The sequence below is a fragment of the Acidithiobacillus ferriphilus genome, assembly GCF_028215975.1.
Classification (GTDB): domain Bacteria; phylum Pseudomonadota; class Gammaproteobacteria; order Acidithiobacillales; family Acidithiobacillaceae; genus Acidithiobacillus; species Acidithiobacillus ferriphilus.
Window position 1 is genome coordinate 2226465 of record NZ_CP116458.1, and the last position, 17567, is coordinate 2244031.

The following is a 17567-nucleotide window of genomic DNA, read 5'->3' on the forward strand; positions in this document are numbered from 1 at the left end:
GGCAGCGCTTTACGCCGCCAGCCGATAAGTTTACCCTATTTACTACAGATTATTTGATCTCCGCCTCGGCACCGGCCTCGACGAGCTGCGCTTTGACGCTTTCGGCTTCAGCCTTAGCTACGCCTTCCTTCACTGGCTTCGGCGCACCGTCGACCAGGTCCTTCGCTTCCTTCAGGCCAAGACCAGTAATGGCCCGCACCACCTTGATGGTGTTGACCTTGTTGGCACCGGCAGCGGTCAGGATAACGTCAAATTCGGTCTGCTCTTCTACAGCCGCCGCACCCTCGCCACCCGCCGCGCCACCAGCGGGTGCCGCAACCGCGACAGCCGCCGCAGACACGCCAAACTTCTCTTCCATTTCTTTGATAAGCTCAGACAGCTCCAGTACGGTCATACCAGCAATAGCGTCTAAAATTTCTACTTTGGACAATGCCATTTTACCAACTCCTTCAGTTCAATAGTGAATTAGGCAGCGCGTTGATCGCGGACTGCCGCCAAGGTCCGAACAAAACGGCTCGGGACCTCGTTAAGGGTGCGGACAAGGCCGGAAACCGGTGCCAGCATGGTGCCGAGCAATCTGGCCAGCAACTCCTCACGCGAAGGCATTTTGCTCAACTGCGTTATTGCCGCCGCATCGATTTGCTTGCCACTAAGCACGCCACCGGTAATAACCAGTTTGTCGAAACGCTTTGCATGGTCGGTGAAGAGCTTGGCAAGGGCAACAGGGTCCTCCGCCGCCGCAAACACCAAAGGACCCTTTAACAAGGGGTCCATCACCGTGAAGGATGTTCCCGCGAGGGCACGCTTCAACAGCGTGTTTTTCACAACCTGCACATGCACCGACTGCTTTTGTGCTTCTGCCCGGAAAACCGTCATTTGTGCCACCGTCAAACCGCGATATTCCGCCACCACTGCGGCTTGCGCCCCAATGAGTTTGGCTTGCAAAGCGGTGACGACTTGTTCCTTTTCTGCGAGTTTAAGACTCACGTGAATGTCACCTCCTATCTAAACCGAGGCGGCCAAAAGGTTTGGCACGCCGTCGCCTACGCAGGGAAAATCATTAAGGCTTGCGCCCCCTGCGGTCTTCGTACGCCGGCTTACGCCGACCTTCCCGCCCAGAGACGGAAATCTTTAACCGAGGCCGCCGAGATCCACGGCGACACCAGGACCCATGGTCGGGGAGATACTCACTTTACGGATATATATACCTTTACTGGTGCTCGGCTTGGCTTTACGCAGACTGTCGATCAGCGCCAACAGATTTTCATGCAATGCCTTCACCTCGAAGGAAGACTTGCCGATTGTGCTATGCACAATACCACCCTTGTCGGCACGATAACGCACCTGCCCACCCTTGGCATTGATTACGGCCGTACGTATATCTGTAGTCACCGTCCCCACTTTAGGGTTCGGCATCAAACCACGGGGACCCAACACTGGGCCCAGTGTGCCCACCACACGCATGGCATCGGGTGTAGCAATCACCACATCAAATTCCATATGTCCGGCCTTCACCTGCTCCGCAAGATCTTCCATGCCGACGATGTCGGCACCGGCTTCGCGCGCCTCGGTCGCTTTATCGGCTGTCGCGAAGACGGCCACCCGCATGTGCTTTCCGGTACCATTGGGAAGCACCACCGCGCCACGTACCACCTGATCCGATTTGCGCGGATCAATACCCAGACCCACCGCCACATCTACCGACTCATCGAATTTTGCCGTGGCCATTTTCTTAACAAGTTCGAGGGCTTCCTCAATCGCGTAACGGTTGTTCCGATCCACCATCGCTTTGATAGCAAGTGTACGCTTAGATTTCGTCGCCATGTTTCAGCCCTCCACCGTCAGGCCCATACTACGGGCGGTACCACGCACGCTGCGCTTTGCTGATTCAATATCCTGCGTGTTGAGATCAGGCATTTTTGTTTTGGCGATTTCTTCGACCTGCGCTTCGGTCACATGACCTACTTTTACCGTATTGGGGCGACCACTGCCCTTCTTCAGCCCGGCCGCCTTCATCAACAATACGGCTGCCGGTGGCGTCTTCACTTCAAAAGTGAAACTTTTGTCCGCGAAAACGGTGATAACCACTGGCAATGGCAACCCCGGTTCAATACCCTGTGTCTGGGCATTGAACGCTTTACAGAATTCCATGATGTTTAATCCGCGCTGCCCCAAGGCCGGGCCAATAGGCGGGCTCGGATTAGCTTGTGTGGCCTTCACCTGCAGCTTAATATATCCGGTTATTTTCTTTGCCATTTACTTAACTCCTGCGAGGTGCAAATGCCGTCAGGCTCCCTCTGTTGAAAACAATCAGGCCTTTTCGACCTGACCAAAATCCAATTCCACCGGCGTAGAGCGGCCAAAAATGGTCACCGAAACCCGCAGCTTGCTTTTTTCGAAGTTCACTTCTTCGACGACACCGTTAAAATCCTTGAACGGGCCATCTACAACGCGCACCTGCTCACCGGCATCAAAGCTGAATTTCGGACGCGGCTTCTCAACGCCTTCCTTGATACGGTCCATGATGGCGTCGGTCTCCGCGTCGCTCAGCGGATGTGGGCGGCCCACAGAGCCACCAACAAACCCGGTGACCCGCGGCGTACTTTTGACAAGGTGCCAACTGACATCGTCCATTTCCATCTGTACCAGGACATAGCCAGGGTAGAACATCCGTTGCGAGTTGGTTTTTTGGCCATTTCGCATTTCCACCACTTCCTCAATAGGAACGAGGATCTCGCCAAATTTATCGGCAAGCCCTTCCCGATTGGCACGCTCGCGGATCTCTGCCTGCACTTTTCTCTCGAAGCCCGAGAACGCATGAACTACATACCAACGCATAGACATTTACGCGACTCCTCCGAGTAGCAGCCGCACCACCCCAAGGAGTGCCAAATCCACCAGCCACAGGAAGATCGCGATTATAGCGATCAAACCGATGATGATGGCTGTACTACGTAAGACCTCGGGACGCGTCGGCCAAACCACCTTCAGCAACTCGACATAAGCCTCCCGAAAAAAAGTCAGAAGTGTTTTGCCGTAGTTACTGGAAGCGAAAAAGCCTGCGGCAACCAACAAAGCCAGAATGAGCGCAGTACCAGGGTAATACGTACCGAGGTGGATGGGAATGAGGAAATAGGCGAACACCCCGAGGGCAGCCAATCCTGCCGCAAAATAGAGCTTCACTTTTTCCGACATGAACACCACACCTTTTTAATAATGGCAGGGCAGGAGGGGCTCGAACCCCCAACCTGCGGTTTTGGAGACCGCTGCTCTACCAATTGAGCTACTGCCCTGCAGACGGCAAACGGCGGACAATGCCGCCGTTCAACACTAACAACCTGAAACCTTACTCGACCACCTTTGAGACCACGCCGGCGCCAACGGTACGTCCACCTTCGCGCACCGCAAAACGCAAACCTTCTTCCATCGCAATCGGTGCAATCAGCGCTACCTTGAACAAAATGTTGTCCCCAGGCATCACCATCTCCACACCTTCCGGTAATTCCACCGCACCCGTTACGTCCGTGGTACGGAAGTAAAACTGCGGACGATAACCATTGAAAAACGGCGTGTGACGACCACCCTCTTCCTTCGACAATACATACACTTCGGCTTCAAAACGCGTGTGCGGCTTGATACTACCGGGCTTCGCCAACACCTGCCCACGCTCTACGTCATCTTTCTTCGTGCCACGCAGCAAAACACCAACGTTGTCCCCAGCCTGACCCTGATCCAGAATCTTGCGGAACATCTCAACACCGGTGACAATGCTCTTGGCCGTATCACGTATGCCAATAATCTCAATTTCATCGCCTATCTTGACTATCCCACGCTCAATGCGCCCGGTCACCACCGTGCCCCGGCCTGAAATGGAAAACACGTCTTCAATCGGCATCAGAAAGGGCTTGTCAATGGGACGCTCGGGCATCGGAATGTAACTGTCCATTGCCTCGGCCAGCCTGTAAATAGCCGGCTCGCCAATGTCACTCTGATCCCCTTCCAAGGCCTTGAGCGCGGAACCGATAATCACCGGAATGTCATCGCCTGGAAACTCGTACTTGGAAAGTAGCTCCCGCACTTCCATTTCAACCAGTTCCAGCAACTCGGCGTCGTCCACCATGTCGGCCTTGTTCAGAAACACCACTATATAGGGAACGCCCACCTGGCGGGCAAGCAAAATGTGTTCGCGGGTCTGGGGCATCGGACCGTCGGCCGCCGAACAAACCAAAATGGCACCATCCATCTGCGCGGCACCAGTGATCATGTTCTTCACGTAGTCGGCGTGACCTGGACAGTCCACGTGGGCATAGTGGCGATTTTCCGTCTCGTACTCCACGTGCGAGGTCGCAATCGTGATCCCTCGTGCCCGCTCTTCCGGCGCATTGTCAATCTGATCATAAGCGCGAACCTCACCACCAAACTTCGCCGACAACACCTTCGTCAGCGCCGCCGTCAATGTGGTCTTGCCATGGTCCACATGACCAATCGTTCCCACGTTCACATGCGGCTTCGTCCGCTCAAATTTCCCTTTGGACATCAGACACTCCCCCAAGAATACCAGACCCAAGCAAAAACCAAAAAATATGGAGCCCACAACCGGATTCGAACCGGTGACCTCTTCCTTACCAAGGAAGTGCTCTACCGACTGAGCTATGTGGGCCTGAACACTGGAGCGGGTGATGGGAATCGAACCCACACCATCAGCTTGGAAGGCTGAGGTTCTACCGTTGAACTACACCCGCACAAATTAAAACTTAGACCATCTAGCCCTGCGCTCAGCGCGCGACACCACAAAATTCAAATGGTGGAGGGGGGAGGATTCGAACCTCCGAAGGCAGAGCCGTCAGATTTACAGTCTGATCCCTTTAACCGCTCGGGAACCCCTCCCACGATTAGCGGCGCATTGTGCGGCTCAGGCTCTTCTTTGTCAAGTGACTTCGCGCTTGTGGGTGTTCTGGTCACCTCTGGCACAGTGGCCAGCATTTTAATGGCTTATGCGTATGCAGCGCCTTCGGCGCCTTGACAAAGTTGTCCATTTACAACATCCTCCACAGAAGTGGTCAAGATTTTTTGCCGGGCAGCTTCGCCTGGGCTTGAGAGAGGAGGGTTTTAATAATGCTACATACTAAACGTATCGCACTGCTGGTTGCCATCAGTGGCGGCCTTTTCGCCAACGCCGCTTATGCGGGTGATGGCTACGTGGGTTATGCCATAGATCACGGCGCCAAGCCCCTTGTCACCAGTACGGGTATCTGCGTGCGTGGCGGGCGCCCGGTCACTGATGGCCCGGTGCCTGCCCATTGCGCCCCCGCTCCCGCCCCCGTCCCCGTGGCGGTCGCGCCGACGCCTCCCGCGCCAACGCCTGCCCCCATCGCGCCGGTGGAGCAGACAATTCTGGTGAGCAAACCAATCACCATTACCGGCATCAACTTTAAATTTGATTCATACAAACTTCTGGATCATGACATCAAGGTACTGGACCAGGTGGCCGGTTTTGCAAAAAACCACCCAGATGCCGTACTCGACGTCAATGGCTATTGCAGCAAGGTGGGCAGTTACGCATATAATCTTAAATTGTCCAAGCTGCGCGCCCGCAGTGTAGCGCAGTACCTGACGCAACATGGAGTGACGAGCGATCGCATGGTATTGAAAGGCCACTCCTACGATAATCCAGTCGCCACCAACGCTACGCCGCAGGGTCGATTTCTGAACCAGCGTGTGGAAATCAATTCCAGCATCAAGGTTCAGAAGACCGTTCGGTAATTTCTTCTCAGTGCTACAAGGGCGAGCCCACCAAGGCTCGCTTTTTTTTGCCCCGGCCATGACAGTGCGCGGCATCATTTCCATGATAGACTAGTCGCCATGCGACAGTTCTTCCTCCGTTTTGTGCGTACGCTACACATCACCCGCGTTCTAGTGCGTTACCGCCTGGACGATGTGCTTTATTTCCTCCCATTGTTAAAACCCTATCAGGCCATTCTCCGCCTTAGCCCCATGGCCTGGTTAGGACCGCGCCCGCAGGGCACCTTCGCTGAACGCTTGCGCGAAGCACTCGAAACACTGGGACCCACCTTTATCAAACTCGGACAAATGCTTTCAACCCGCCGAGATTTGCTTCCCGACCATATCACTCAAGAACTTGCGAAACTTCAGGATGCGGTACCCCCTTTCCCGTCAAACGTCGCCCGGCAGATTATCGAGGCAGCGCTGGGCAAACCGATTGGAACGGTCTTCTCTCAATTTGAGGATCGGCCTGCGGCGGCGGCATCTATTGCCCAAGTACACTTTGGACAATTACTGGACGGGCGCGAGGTGGCGATCAAAGTCCGACGCCCCGGTCTGCAACGGATTATTGATCAAGACCTAGCGATACTCGCCCTGCTCGCCGATCTCGCGGAGCGCTATTCTCAAGAAGGTCGGCGCCTGAAAATTCGTGCGATTGTTGCGGAATATGCCAAAACCATTCGCGGTGAACTGGATTTGCTACGCGAGGCAGCCAATGCCAGCCAGTTGCGGCGTAATTTTTTCGCAGAACCTGATCTGCTCTATGTGCCAGAAATATATTGGGATTACTGCGCGCCCCCGGTATTGGTGATGGAGCGCATTTATGGCATCCCCATCGGTCAACGCGATGCACTGCGTGACGCTGGCATTGATTTTGACCAACTCTCGCGACGCGCCGCAGAAATCTTTTTTCGCCAAGTCTTTCGCGATGCCTATTTTCATGCGGATATGCACCCCGGCAACGTCTTTATTGATCCGAAGAATGGGCGCTTTATCGCCGTTGATTTCGGCATCATGGGGAGCCTGGATGACGCAAGCCAGCATTACCTCGCCGAAAATATGATCGCATTTTTTCGACGCGACTACCGGCGCGTAGCAGAAGCGCATGTGGAAGCCGGATGGGTACCACCAGACACCAACGTACAGGATTTCGAAACGGCCATCCGTGCCATTGCGGAGCCGGTATTTGAAAAGCCCTTGAATGAAATATCCGTCGCCAGTCTTTTGCTTCGTCTCTTCCAGACGACGCGCACTTTTCAAATGCAAACTCAGCCACAACTCCTGCTGCTCCAAAAAACGCTGGTCAATGTCGAAGGCATTGCCCGCGATTTCAACCCGGCACTCAATATCTGGGAAATCGCCACGCCACTACTGACGGAATGGCTCAGTCGCCAGCGCGGTCCGCGGGGCTGGTGGTCAGAGATTAAACAATACTTCCCACAGTGGGGATTAGTGCTGCCCGAAATACCGGTACTCCTACATAATATCCTGCGCCAAACCCAACAGGGAGAACTGCCTCTGGTAATTCGCAATAGCGACATCGACGGTATTCGGCAAGAACTACATCATGGGTTGCAAAAACTTACCTATGGCGTGGGCGGTATATTTACTGTGGTAGGATTAGGCATTATCGCGGCGCTGGAACATCGCTTGAATAGCCAGATACTAAATTTACCCGTATGGGCTTGGTTGATCATCCTGCCGATGACACTCTGGGCCGGGACCAGTTGGGTGCATAGGGTGTTTTTTAGGCGCGGTGAACGTATGTAAGGTTCCGTTACAGCAAGCACATAAACAATGAAGATAAAGGAGGGTGCCATGTGGATGGTCGTTTCTTTTTTGATAGCGGCACTGGCGGTCATTTTTGCAGTTCAGAACGGAGCGCCCGCTGCTATTCATTTCTTCTCATGGACGTTCGCACAATCCCAAGGCGTGGTCCTGCTCAGTGGTTTCGTCGCCGGTTTTATTGCGAGCATGCTGATTTATCTACCCACACATATCCGTAATAAGTTGAAAATTCGTCGCCATGAACGACATGTCGCCGATCTTGAAGGGCGACTCAATGTCGAACGCGGTAAGCGGGAGTACATCGAAAAGGAGCATGCCGCCGCTATGCGCGTCCAGAAAAGCAACGGCATAGCGACCGACGACACAGAATAAAACGCTGACTAAACGATTAGCGGCGCCTCAAGGCGCGCCTACGGTCTTTTTCTCGACGGCAGCCACTGTTTGGTACTCCGGGTGCAGGCGTGCCAAAGTGGCCAGGTTCCTGGTCGCCTGGGTATTTCCGAGTGCTGCCGCCTTGCGCCACCAGAGGCTTGCCTTACCATAGTCCTGCGGAACCCCTTGCCCCAAGAAATAGAGATTACCCAAGTTGTACTGAGCGGCGGCGATACCCTGCGCTGCCGCCTTCTCCCACCAGTAAGCCGCTTTGGTCCTGTCCTTACTGACACCTTGCCCGAAATAATACTGCATGCCGAGGTTATATTCTGCCTTGGCATAACCATGGAGGGCGGCCTTATCAAACCACTGTGCAGCCAAACCATAATTTTGCGGAACCCCATCACCTAGGGCACAGCGGGTGCCAATCGTGTTTTCGAGCTTGGCGGTGGTAAGATCGGCGGGGTGGGTAATAGCCATATCCTCCAAGTCTGCCTTGGATGCAGACTGCGCGTCGGCCAAGGAGGTCGAAAGCACCAAAAGTGCTGCACCACACGCAGCGAGGAACGGTTTAGTGAAATCATGATGAGCGCGCATAGAAACTCCAGGCAGTTTAGACGACACCTTCCAAGTGGCGAGGCTACACCAAAAAGCCCGTATATCGCCAGAAGTTTTTAGCCAGCCCGCGAACCAAAACTTAAGCCTCAACAGAAGCCGACAGCGCCCGGCCATCTCCCTGCCGCGCGCCATACCGGGCGCGCTAAGCGGATAGCTGGTTATCGATCCAGGTCTCCGCTGCGTACCAGTCTGCCTCGCAATCACCCCCAGCAAAACCGCGACTCTCGGCAAGGTAGTAAGCACATTCTGCAATCATGCGCTGACGATCCGCCGCAGACACTGCGGAAGACGTCGTACGTGTACCACCAGATGGCATTTTGACCGGCTTACGGACGCGGGCGGGGTGCATCTTAGACGCAGAAACCACCTCTGGCGCCGTCGTGCGACGGGTCGGTGCTGTCTCGGGTCCTGCTGAGACTTCCTTCGGCTTTCTGACTCGTTTTTTAGGTTGTTCTTCCGCCATGACTGTACTCCTTGGACAACGCGCAAAAGACCATTGTGTGTAATAGCACAAGATAGCGGAGCTTTCAAAGCGCAGGGTAACTCTGCCCACATTAGAGTAAAGAGCGAAAACAGGCCACTTTTGATCTGTTAACGAGTAGCCTGCAATATCTCTGTCGCCCGCCACTTCTGCGCCAACTTATCCAGGACAGCGTTCACAAAACGATGGCCCTGTTCGGCACCGAAGTCCTTACCTAGTTCTATCGCCTCGTTAATGACCACCCGATAGGGGGTTTGCGGATGATCCCGCAACTCGTAGGCGGCCAGACGCAAAATCGCCCGTTCGACTTCGCTGACCTCGTCGGCCCAGCGGCGATCCTGAATTTCTTGAGCAATGGCAAGGTCCAGTCCGGGAATGGCGGCACAAACCCCTTGCCAGAGACTTTTGAAGAAAACGACATCAGCGCCCTGCAAGCGCTCAGGGTCAGAGGTAAATTGCAACTCAATCTCTGTGCAGTAACCAGGATTCATTTGCCACTGATAGAGGGCCTGAACGGCAGCTTGACGCGCCAGACGGCGACGATTTATTTTCATGGGCGCTGTTCAGATCTGACGCAATAACTGCACCATTTCCAGCGCAGTCATCGCCGCATCAAAGCCTTTATTACCCGCTTTGGTACCGGCGCGCTCAATGGCCTGCTCAATGCTATCCGTGGTCAGCACCCCAAAAATTACCGGGACCCCCGTATCCATGGATACCTGGGCCACCCCCTTGGACACTTCGGCCGCGACATAATCGAAATGCGGGGTACTGCCACGAATCACCGCGCCCAAACAAATCACTGCATCGTAATTACCGCTGCGCGCCAGTTTCTGCGCGACCAGCGGCATTTCATAAGCACCGGGAACATAAACGACGTGGAGCTGTTCTTCTTCGGCACCGTGACGGCGCAACGCGTCGATGGCTCCCTGCTCCAACTGCTGGGTGATAAAGTTGTTGAAGCGACTGACCAACAGGGCAAAACGATGCTCACCAGCCTGCAAACTGCCGTCGATATGACGAATCATGACTCATCCTCGGAAACTTCTTGAAAGGGACGCTGGCCGACGATCTCCAGACCGAAACCGCCGATACCACGGTACTGAAACTGGCTGTCGCTCAGGACCACCGCCTGATGTACCCCCAGATCGGAGAGAATCTGGGCACCAATACCAAAAGTGCGCAGAACACGTCCGGCGTCTCCGGCCTGACCCGGCCCCTTGGGTTTTTCAGGCAGCGCGGCAACCTCCCGCAGGAGTTCTTCGATACTCTCCTGGTGATGGAGGTAAACCAGCACACCGCGACCTTCCTCAGCGATGCGCCGCAAAGCCACAGTGCTTGGACTGGCTTCACCAGCGAACAGATCATTCAGTATTTTGCCGACCTGTACCCGCACCAGTACGGGTTCATCACGCGCTTCCAGGTCGCCAAGGACCAAGGCGAAATGCGTTTCGCGGGCGACCCAGTCACGATAGATATGGAGCTGGAAGGCGCCGTATGGCGTGTGCCACGGGCCGCTCGCCTCGCGCTGTACGATGCGCTCCCGCTCCAGGCGATAACGGATGAGGTCGGCAATAGTGCCAATTTTGAGGCCGTGCTCCGCCGCATAGGGAAGCAGGTCGGGCAAACGCGCCATTTCACCATCGGCGTTGAGAATTTCGCAGATGACGCCAGCGGGTTTGCAGCCAGCCAGTCGGGCAAGGTCTACCGCCGCTTCCGTATGACCGGCACGGACCAGGACACCGCCGGCTTCCGCCGCTAACGGAAATATGTGTCCAGGCATCACGATATCCTCAGGACCCGCATCATCAGCGATGGCCGCCTGAATCGTCGCGGCGCGGTCGGCGGCGGAAATGCCGGTGGTGACACCACGGGCAGCCTCGATCGAGACCGTGAACGCGGTGCCTAGGCTGGCAGTGTTGTGGCCTACCATCTGCGGGAGGCGCAATTGCTCGCAACGCTCGCGGGTGAGGGGCAAACACACCAGACCTCGCGCCTGCGAGACCATGAAGTTGATAGCGGTGGGCGTCACGAATTCTGCCGCCATAATGAGATCGCCTTCGTTTTCACGCCCCTCATCATCCATCAGGATCACCATGCGTCCGGCAGCAATGTCGGCAATGATGTCCTCGGCGGGACTGATTTTGGCACTGCTCATGCGAGGAACCCTTTTGCGGCCAGCGAATCACCTGTAATTTTCGATTTTAACCCGGACCCGGGGTCTGTGGCCACCCAACGCTCCACATAACGAGCGACAAGATCCACCTCCAGATTAACCGCCTGTCCGGAACGCCACTGCGCGGCCGTCGTCTGCGCTAGCGTGTGGGGAATAATATTGAGCATAAACAGGTCACCATGGAGCGCATTTATGGTCAGGCTGATGCCGTCCACGCAAATGCTGCCCTTGGCGGCAATATAACGCAGCAGATTCGGCGGCGCGGCAATGGCAAACACCTGCGAACGTCCCGATGCGCTCACGTCGCGAACATGTCCGACACCATCCACATGGCCAGCGACCAAATGGCCCCCCAGGCGATCGGCCAGACGCAAGGCCTTTTCCAAATTGACCGGGCTGCCCGGCCGCAGATGACCAAGAAGGGTTTTGTCGAGGGTTTCGCGAGATACATCGACGGCAAAAGCATCGCGCTGGAGTTCCACCACCGTCAGGCAAACACCGGAAACCGCAATACTGTCACCCAATTGGACATCGCTGAGATCAAGTTTCCCGGTGGCGACAATCATCCGCAAGTCACCATTCTGCGGTACCATACCGCGAATCTGGCCCAAGGCCTGAATAATTCCGGTAAACATCGCTTATCGCTCCTGCGGACGCAACGTCCACTTGATATCGTCGCCCAGTTGCGTGGTATTGATCACCGACCAGCGCGGCACCTCCGCGAGATTCACATAGGGGCCGGTCACAAGTACTGGGCGCGCATCCTGCCCGAGCAGCAGCGGTGCCACATAGAGCAGCCATTCGTCGACCAAACCGGCGGTGAATAAGGAAGCGGCGATACTTGGCCCGGCTTCTACCAAAATATCATTCATTTCGCGTTGAGCGAACATAGTCATCACTTCCTGCCAGTCCAACCCCTCTCCCGTTCCATGGCAAGACAGCAACTCCGCACCGGCGGCGCGCAATGCCCCCTGAGCGGCATTTGGGGCATTCTGATGGTGACAAATCCATACCTCGCCCGGCGTACTAAAAAGTGCCGCATCGGGGGGGGTACGCAAATGGGTGTCCAAAACAATTTTCACCGGATAGCGCCGTGGGGCCACCGCCAAACGTGGCGCCAGGCGGGGATTATCGGCCAGCACCGTACCGATACCAACAAGGATGGCACTGGCGCGCGCCCGCTCCTGCTGCACATCTGCGCGCGCTGCCTCCCCCGTCAGCCATTGGCTTTGCCCGTTGGCGAGCGCCACCCGGCCATCCAGACTCATGGCCTGCTTGAGCCGCACCCAGGGGCGGCCATGACGCATCCGCTGCAAAAATCCGGAATTTAAGGTTTCCGCCGCCGCCGCCAGACAGCCCTCTTCAACCACAACCCCGGCAGCGCGCAAACGTTCCACGCCGCGCCCCGCCACCAAAGGATTGGGGTCGCGCATGGCGATCACAACCCGCGCCACGCCCGCGGCAATGAGCGCATCCGCACAGGGCGGAGTGCGGCCCTGATGGCTACAAGGTTCCAGGGTAACATAAGCGGTGGCACCACGCGCCGCATGACCGGCTTCCGCGAGCGCGAACCTTTCGGCATGCGGTTTGCCGGCCTGTAAGTGGGCACCCCGTCCAACGACGAATCCGTCTTTGACCAGCACGGCGCCCACGCACGGATTAGGATGTGTGCTGTACAACCCTAGCTCAGCAAGCACCAAGGCCTCCGCCATAAAGACGGCATCCTGCTCAACCGTCACGAGCCGAGCCATCTCCCTCGCCGGGGGCCTCTCCTTCTTTCATCCGCGCGATTTCAGCGCTGAAGGCGTCGACATCTTCAAAGCGCCGATAGACCGAGGCAAAACGCACATAGGCGACGGGGTCGAGGTCCCGCAAAGCCTCCATCACCAGCTCGCCGATGAGACGCGCCGGAATCTCCCGCTCACCGCGTTCGCGGATACGCCGCTGGATCATTCGCACGGCGGCATCCACCCGCGCCGTCGCCACCGGTCGTTTGCTCAACGCCCGGGTCAGTCCGCGCAGGAGTTTGTCTTCATTGAAAGATTCGCGTCGCCCATCGGTCTTGACGACCATAGGCAGCGCCAGCTCTGCCCGTTCAAAGGTGGTGAAGCGTTGCCCGCACTCCGGACATTCGCGCCGCCGCCGTACACTCCCGCCATCATCCGCGAGGCGGGAATCCACCACGCGGGTATCGGCGTAGGCACAGAACGGACAGCGCATGAATAACTTAGCCGTACACCGGGAACTGATGGCAGAGGGCCTTCATATCCGCCTGAACTCGTTCAATGACCGATGTATCGCCGGCCGCATCCAGAACATCCGCAATGCCGTTACCCAGGCGATGCATTTCGGACTCGCCAAAACCACGCGTGGTGGCTGCGGGCGTACCGATGCGGATGCCACTGGTGACCGCCGGCGGACGCGTGTCGAAGGGCACGGCGTTCTTGTTGACGGTGATGTTGGCCTGCCCCAGTGCCTCTTCCGCCTCTTTACCCGTAACCTTCTCGCCCAGATTCAGCAGGAAGAGATGGTTGTCGGTGCCACCCGAAACTGCACCATAACCCCGCCCGCTCAGCACATTGCTCAGGGTTTGCGCGTTGTGGATGACTTGCTGCTGATACACCTTGAACTCCGACTGCAATGCTTCGCGGAAGGCAACGGCCTTGGCGGCGATGACGTGCATCAGCGGCCCCCCCTGTAACCCTGGGAAAATCAGGGAATTCACCTTCTTGGCATACTGTTCCCGACAGAGGATCAAACCACCGCGGGGTCCGCGCAAGGTTTTGTGGGTGGTGGTGGTGACAAAATCCGCATGGGGCACCGGGCTGGGATGCAGGCCTGCGGCTACGAGACCGGCGATGTGCGCCATGTCCACCAGCAGATAGGCGCCAATGCTGCGGGCAATCTCACCGATGCGGGCGAAGTCGATAACGCGTGAGTAAGCGCTGGCACCCGCGACGATCATCTTCGGACGTTCCCGCTCCGCCTGCTCCGCCATGGCGTCATAATCGATACGGCCATCTTCCGCGCGCACCCCATAAGCCGCAACCTGAAAGAGTTTACCGGACACGTTCACCTTGGCGCCATGGGTCAGATGGCCACCGTGGGCCAAGCTCATACCCATAATCTTATCGCCAGGCTGGAGCACAGAAAGATAAACCGCCTGGTTGGCCTGCGAACCGGAGTGGGCCTGGACGTTGGCATGTTCGGCGCCAAAAAGCTCCAAGGCACGGTCAATGGCCAACTGCTCGGCAATGTCCACATACTCGCAGCCGCCGTAGTAGCGTTTGCCCGGGTAACCTTCCGCATATTTATTGGTCAGCACCGAGCCCTGCGCGGCCATCACCATGGGACTGGCGTAGTTTTCAGAGGCGATGAGTTCGACATGATCTTCCTGGCGCCGGGTTTCCTTGCGCATGGCGTCCCATAGCGCCGGATCGAAATCAGCAATGGTCAGGGTTTTGGAAAACATGGCCGAACTCCTTAGAACTTGAGAAAAATAGGGGTAAACACTAATGGATGCGCGCGATCACAGCAAGGGTGAAAAATTGGTGTGCGTCATGAATCCCTTTCATTCGACGCCTGCGATCCGGGCATTCGCTGGATCAGATCTTGATGCGCACCGGCTGTGGATGGCCCTGCAAAACGAACTTCAGCGCTGCCTTTTCTTTCTTGCCACGGCGTGGCCGCTGCTTGTCCGCAAAAATATCCTGATAAGCCACATAAATGACCGGCGGACCCAGCACCCAGACCACCAAACCCAGCCACACCTGCGAGAAGGACGGCATCAATACATTACTGATCAAAATAATCGCCCAGAGGGCAATGAGGGGATCGCGCAGTTCCGGTCGGAAAATAAGGGTTAGGGCAGTTTCCACCTCAGACTCCAGCCAGCCGTGTCCTTTATGCAGGGCTAGGGCTATGCCAAAAAAGGCGGGCGAAAACCAGAAGTAGGGCATCAGCGCGAGGTCAGAAAAACGCTCGCCGAAAGCAAACCACCAGCCCCAAAATCCCTGCCCCAATCCTGATCCGTTATTCCAGGGCATTTGAATCCCCGCGAGGATCCCTCCCATAACCACCAGATCCCGGCCAAACTCGAAAATCATGCCAAACACCGCGAACACCATGCCCCATAACACGGCCACATGCAGTGCGTGCCGGATTTGCTGCGCGGTGTATTCTTCCCCTTCACTACGCCCGACGATACGCAAACCGACCAATAGTCCAAGTGGTGCCAGCGCATCCATAAGCCAGCCCGGGAAGGGGATGGCAGTGAAGAGCATGGCCCCTGCGGCGAACGCAAGCCAAGGCTTAGGGCGCGCCGCCACCAACCCGGCACCGCCTTCCACCCAACTCACCATTCGATCCAACCATTTCCAAGCCAAAGCACTGCTCCCGGACTGAGGGCAAACGAACTGCACACCACTTCGTGATCAGATCGAAACAGTCCTTTTTTATTTTAGCCAAGAACATGCGCCATTACAAAAACCGTGGTTGACCCAGCACTCGTGCCTCTATCTTGTAGCCAGCGGCTAGCACGATTAGACTGCCTAATGGCTTTCCCGACAAAATTAAAGTGCGCAATGCCCGCAAAAATACCCGCTGATTCCGTTGGATTGGTAACCCCACAGACCGTGTTTTTCTCGGCACCTCTGAAGCTGGAGTGTGGCCGCGAATTACCCGGCTACTCCCTCACCTATGAGACCTACGGCACCCTCAACGCGCAGCGGAGCAATGCCATCCTGCTCTGCCACGCTCTTTCCGGCGACCACCATGCGGCCGGTTACCACACTATGGACGATCGCAAGCCAGGCTGGTGGGAGCACCTGCTGGGTCCAGGTAAGGCAATGAATACAAATAAATTTTTCTTCATATGCGCCAACTTCATCGGCTCCTGCAAAGGTTCGACAGGCCCGGCCAGCATCAATCCGGAGACCGGCACGCCCTGGGGACTGGATTTCCCGATGGTCACGGTGCGCGACTGGGTGAGGACACAGGCGGATCTTGCCGACCATCTGGGTATTGCGCAGTGGGCGGCCGTCGTCGGCGGCAGTCTGGGAGGCATGCAGGTCATGCAATGGACGATGGATTACCCGGAACGCTTGCGTCACGCAGTCGTTATCGCCGCAGCATCCAAACTCACAGCGCAGAATATTGCCTTCAACGAAGTCTGCCGACAGGCCATCATGACCGATCCGGATTTCCATGGCGGACGCTACTATGCCCACAACACCAAGCCCCGGCGCGGATTGTCACTGGCGCGCATGATCGGACATATCACCTATCTTTCCGACAACGCCATGCGCACCAAGTTCGGCCGCGACACCCGCGGCGGCAAGGCTTTTTCCTTCGGCTTCGACGTGGATTTCGAGGTAGAGAGTTATCTTCGCTATCAAGGTTCCAGCTTTGTCGAGCGCTTCGATGCCAACAGTTATCTCTACATCACCAAGGCCTTGGACTATTTTGATCCAGCCAACGCTTTTGGCGGAAATCTAGCCGAAGCTTTTGCCTCCACACAGGCAGCCTTTCTGGTGATCTCCTTCAGTTCAGATTGGCGTTTCTCCCCGGAACGCTCGCGTGAAATCGTGCAAGCCCTGTACACCTGCAATCGAGACGTCAGTTATGCCGAGATCGAGGCGGAACACGGCCACGATTCTTTCCTGATGCCCATCCCCCAGTATGTGGCCGTGTTGAGCGCCTACCTCGGGCGAGTCGCTGAAGAGGTGGGCGTATGATCCTGCGCAAGGATCTGGCGATCATCGCCGACTGGATCGCGCCACAAAGCCGCATACTTGATTTGGGTTGTGGCGAAGGCGAGTTGCTGGCCTATCTGCGCGCTGAAAAAGGCGTACAGGGTTACGGAGTCGAAATTGAGGAAGCGCGGGTCGTCGCCGCCATACGCCGGGGCATACCGGTGATCCAGCAGGATCTCGATCGGGGCTTACGTAATTTTGCCGATCACAGCGTCGATACGGTAGTTCTTTCCCTGACCCTGCAGGCCTCCACCTATCCGCGCGAACTCCTATTGGAAATGCTGCGGGTTGGACGCGAGGTGATCGTCACCTTTCCCAACATGGGGCATTGGCATGCGCGTTGGCAACTGGGAGTGCTCGGCCGCATGCCTATGACAGACGCGTTGCCGCATACGTGGTACGATACGCCCAACATTCATCTGTGTACCATTCGTGATTTTGAGTCCCTGTGCCGGGACAGCGGCATCGTGATTCATCAGCGCGTCGTACTGAATGACCGTCGTCGCGAAACCTGGCGTAATCGCCTGTTGCCCAATCTCTTCGGCGAGGTGGCTCTTTATCGTTGCGCCCTGAGGGCGCGCTAACCCGCAGCAGG

Annotated in this window: 22 protein-coding genes and 4 tRNA genes; 5 read left to right on the forward strand and 21 right to left on the reverse strand. The window is 56.5% G+C overall.

The features are described 5' to 3' along the window. Positions 1–49: 49 nt before the first annotated feature. The 11 genes from rplL to PJU76_RS11175 form a co-directional block, all read right to left on the reverse strand. Complete coding sequence (gene rplL / locus PJU76_RS11125; protein WP_215861659.1) at positions 50–436, reverse strand: 50S ribosomal protein L7/L12; 387 nt, start codon at positions 434–436, stop codon at positions 50–52. A 29-nt stretch (positions 437–465) separates the two neighbouring features. Next, positions 466–987 carry a 50S ribosomal protein L10 gene (gene rplJ / locus PJU76_RS11130; RefSeq protein ID WP_064220031.1) on the reverse strand — a complete coding sequence of 174 codons (522 nt, stop codon included), beginning with the start codon at positions 985–987 and terminating at the stop codon, positions 466–468. Between the two features lie 144 nt (positions 988–1131). Continuing rightward, the gene (gene rplA / locus PJU76_RS11135; RefSeq protein ID WP_271779583.1) at positions 1132–1824 is read right to left on the reverse strand and encodes a 50S ribosomal protein L1; all 693 of its coding nucleotides are present in this window, start codon (positions 1822–1824) and stop codon (positions 1132–1134) included. A gap of 3 nt (positions 1825–1827) precedes the next feature. Then, positions 1828–2256 carry a 50S ribosomal protein L11 gene (gene rplK, locus PJU76_RS11140; RefSeq protein ID WP_014030042.1) on the reverse strand — a complete coding sequence of 143 codons (429 nt, stop codon included), beginning with the start codon at positions 2254–2256 and terminating at the stop codon, positions 1828–1830. Between the two features lie 54 nt (positions 2257–2310). Continuing rightward, a complete protein-coding gene (gene nusG / locus PJU76_RS11145) occupies positions 2311–2838 on the reverse strand; it encodes a transcription termination/antitermination protein NusG (RefSeq protein ID WP_443603039.1) in 528 nt (175 codons plus the stop codon). Between the two features lie 6 nt (positions 2839–2844). Then, positions 2845–3195: a preprotein translocase subunit SecE gene (gene secE / locus PJU76_RS11150; protein WP_215850402.1), complete on the reverse strand. Its 351-nt coding sequence runs from the start codon at positions 3193–3195 to the stop codon at positions 2845–2847. Positions 3196–3217: 22 nt separating this feature from the next. Beyond that, positions 3218–3293, reverse strand: a tRNA-Trp gene (locus PJU76_RS11155). A 53-nt stretch (positions 3294–3346) separates the two neighbouring features. Then, on the reverse strand, positions 3347–4537 hold the full coding sequence (gene tuf / locus PJU76_RS11160) for an elongation factor Tu (protein ID WP_064218407.1): 1191 nt from the start codon (positions 4535–4537) through the stop codon (positions 3347–3349). Between the two features lie 47 nt (positions 4538–4584). Continuing rightward, positions 4585–4660 (reverse strand) — tRNA-Thr (locus PJU76_RS11165). Between the two features lie 8 nt (positions 4661–4668). Beyond that, a tRNA-Gly gene (locus PJU76_RS11170) sits at positions 4669–4742 on the reverse strand. Positions 4743–4802: 60 nt separating this feature from the next. Then, a tRNA-Tyr gene (locus tag PJU76_RS11175) sits at positions 4803–4887 on the reverse strand. A 228-nt stretch (positions 4888–5115) separates the two neighbouring features. Here PJU76_RS11175 and PJU76_RS11180 point away from each other — a divergent pair. From PJU76_RS11180 to PJU76_RS11190, 3 genes are all read left to right on the forward strand, one after another. Beyond that, complete coding sequence (locus PJU76_RS11180; protein ID WP_271779584.1) at positions 5116–5763, forward strand: OmpA family protein; 648 nt, start codon at positions 5116–5118, stop codon at positions 5761–5763. A gap of 99 nt (positions 5764–5862) precedes the next feature. Continuing rightward, the gene (gene ubiB / locus PJU76_RS11185; protein WP_271779585.1) at positions 5863–7554 is read left to right on the forward strand and encodes a ubiquinone biosynthesis regulatory protein kinase UbiB; all 1692 of its coding nucleotides are present in this window, start codon (positions 5863–5865) and stop codon (positions 7552–7554) included. Between the two features lie 48 nt (positions 7555–7602). After that, positions 7603–7944: a LapA family protein gene (locus PJU76_RS11190; RefSeq protein WP_271779586.1), complete on the forward strand. Its 342-nt coding sequence runs from the start codon at positions 7603–7605 to the stop codon at positions 7942–7944. A gap of 27 nt (positions 7945–7971) precedes the next feature. Here PJU76_RS11190 and PJU76_RS11195 read toward each other — a convergent pair whose 3' ends face one another. The 10 genes from PJU76_RS11195 to PJU76_RS11240 all read right to left on the reverse strand — a co-directional run bounded on the left by PJU76_RS11195 (position 7972) and on the right by PJU76_RS11240 (position 15604). Beyond that, positions 7972–8541, reverse strand: coding sequence for a tetratricopeptide repeat protein (locus PJU76_RS11195; protein WP_271779587.1), 570 nt, complete (start codon positions 8539–8541; stop codon positions 7972–7974). Between the two features lie 163 nt (positions 8542–8704). Beyond that, positions 8705–9025, reverse strand: a complete 321-nt coding sequence (locus PJU76_RS11200) for a DUF2934 domain-containing protein (RefSeq protein ID WP_064218402.1) — start codon at positions 9023–9025, stop codon at positions 8705–8707. A 128-nt stretch (positions 9026–9153) separates the two neighbouring features. Then, entirely contained in the window at positions 9154–9597 is a 444-nt protein-coding gene (nusB, locus tag PJU76_RS11205) for a transcription antitermination factor NusB (protein ID WP_271779588.1), read from the reverse strand. A 9-nt stretch (positions 9598–9606) separates the two neighbouring features. Next, on the reverse strand, positions 9607–10071 hold the full coding sequence (ribH, locus tag PJU76_RS11210) for a 6,7-dimethyl-8-ribityllumazine synthase (protein WP_064218400.1): 465 nt from the start codon (positions 10069–10071) through the stop codon (positions 9607–9609). Then, complete coding sequence (gene ribB, locus PJU76_RS11215; protein WP_271779589.1) at positions 10068–11201, reverse strand: 3,4-dihydroxy-2-butanone-4-phosphate synthase; 1134 nt, start codon at positions 11199–11201, stop codon at positions 10068–10070. Before ribB ends, ribH begins: the two co-directional genes overlap by 4 nt. Continuing rightward, positions 11198–11854, reverse strand: a complete 657-nt coding sequence (locus PJU76_RS11220; protein ID WP_271779590.1) for a riboflavin synthase — start codon at positions 11852–11854, stop codon at positions 11198–11200. The genes ribB and PJU76_RS11220 overlap by 4 nt, the downstream gene beginning before the upstream one ends. Positions 11855–11857: 3 nt before the next feature. Beyond that, complete coding sequence (gene ribD / locus PJU76_RS11225; protein ID WP_271779591.1) at positions 11858–12958, reverse strand: bifunctional diaminohydroxyphosphoribosylaminopyrimidine deaminase/5-amino-6-(5-phosphoribosylamino)uracil reductase RibD; 1101 nt, start codon at positions 12956–12958, stop codon at positions 11858–11860. Next, positions 12948–13439 carry a transcriptional regulator NrdR gene (gene nrdR / locus PJU76_RS11230; protein ID WP_271779592.1) on the reverse strand — a complete coding sequence of 164 codons (492 nt, stop codon included), beginning with the start codon at positions 13437–13439 and terminating at the stop codon, positions 12948–12950. Before nrdR ends, ribD begins: the two co-directional genes overlap by 11 nt. Before the next feature lie 7 nt (positions 13440–13446). After that, a complete protein-coding gene (gene glyA / locus PJU76_RS11235; protein ID WP_271779593.1) occupies positions 13447–14691 on the reverse strand; it encodes a serine hydroxymethyltransferase in 1245 nt (414 codons plus the stop codon). Positions 14692–14824: 133 nt separating this feature from the next. Next, positions 14825–15604, reverse strand: a complete 780-nt coding sequence (locus PJU76_RS11240) for a hypothetical protein (RefSeq protein WP_226844047.1) — start codon at positions 15602–15604, stop codon at positions 14825–14827. Between the two features lie 198 nt (positions 15605–15802). On the opposite strand from PJU76_RS11240, the gene metX reads away from it, so the two are divergent. Both metX and metW read left to right on the forward strand, forming a co-directional pair. After that, entirely contained in the window at positions 15803–16954 is a 1152-nt protein-coding gene (metX, locus tag PJU76_RS11245) for a homoserine O-succinyltransferase MetX (protein WP_064219314.1), read from the forward strand. After that, on the forward strand, positions 16951–17556 hold the full coding sequence (gene metW / locus PJU76_RS11250) for a methionine biosynthesis protein MetW (RefSeq protein ID WP_064219313.1): 606 nt from the start codon (positions 16951–16953) through the stop codon (positions 17554–17556). The genes metX and metW overlap by 4 nt, the downstream gene beginning before the upstream one ends. Positions 17557–17567 lie beyond the last annotated feature (11 nt).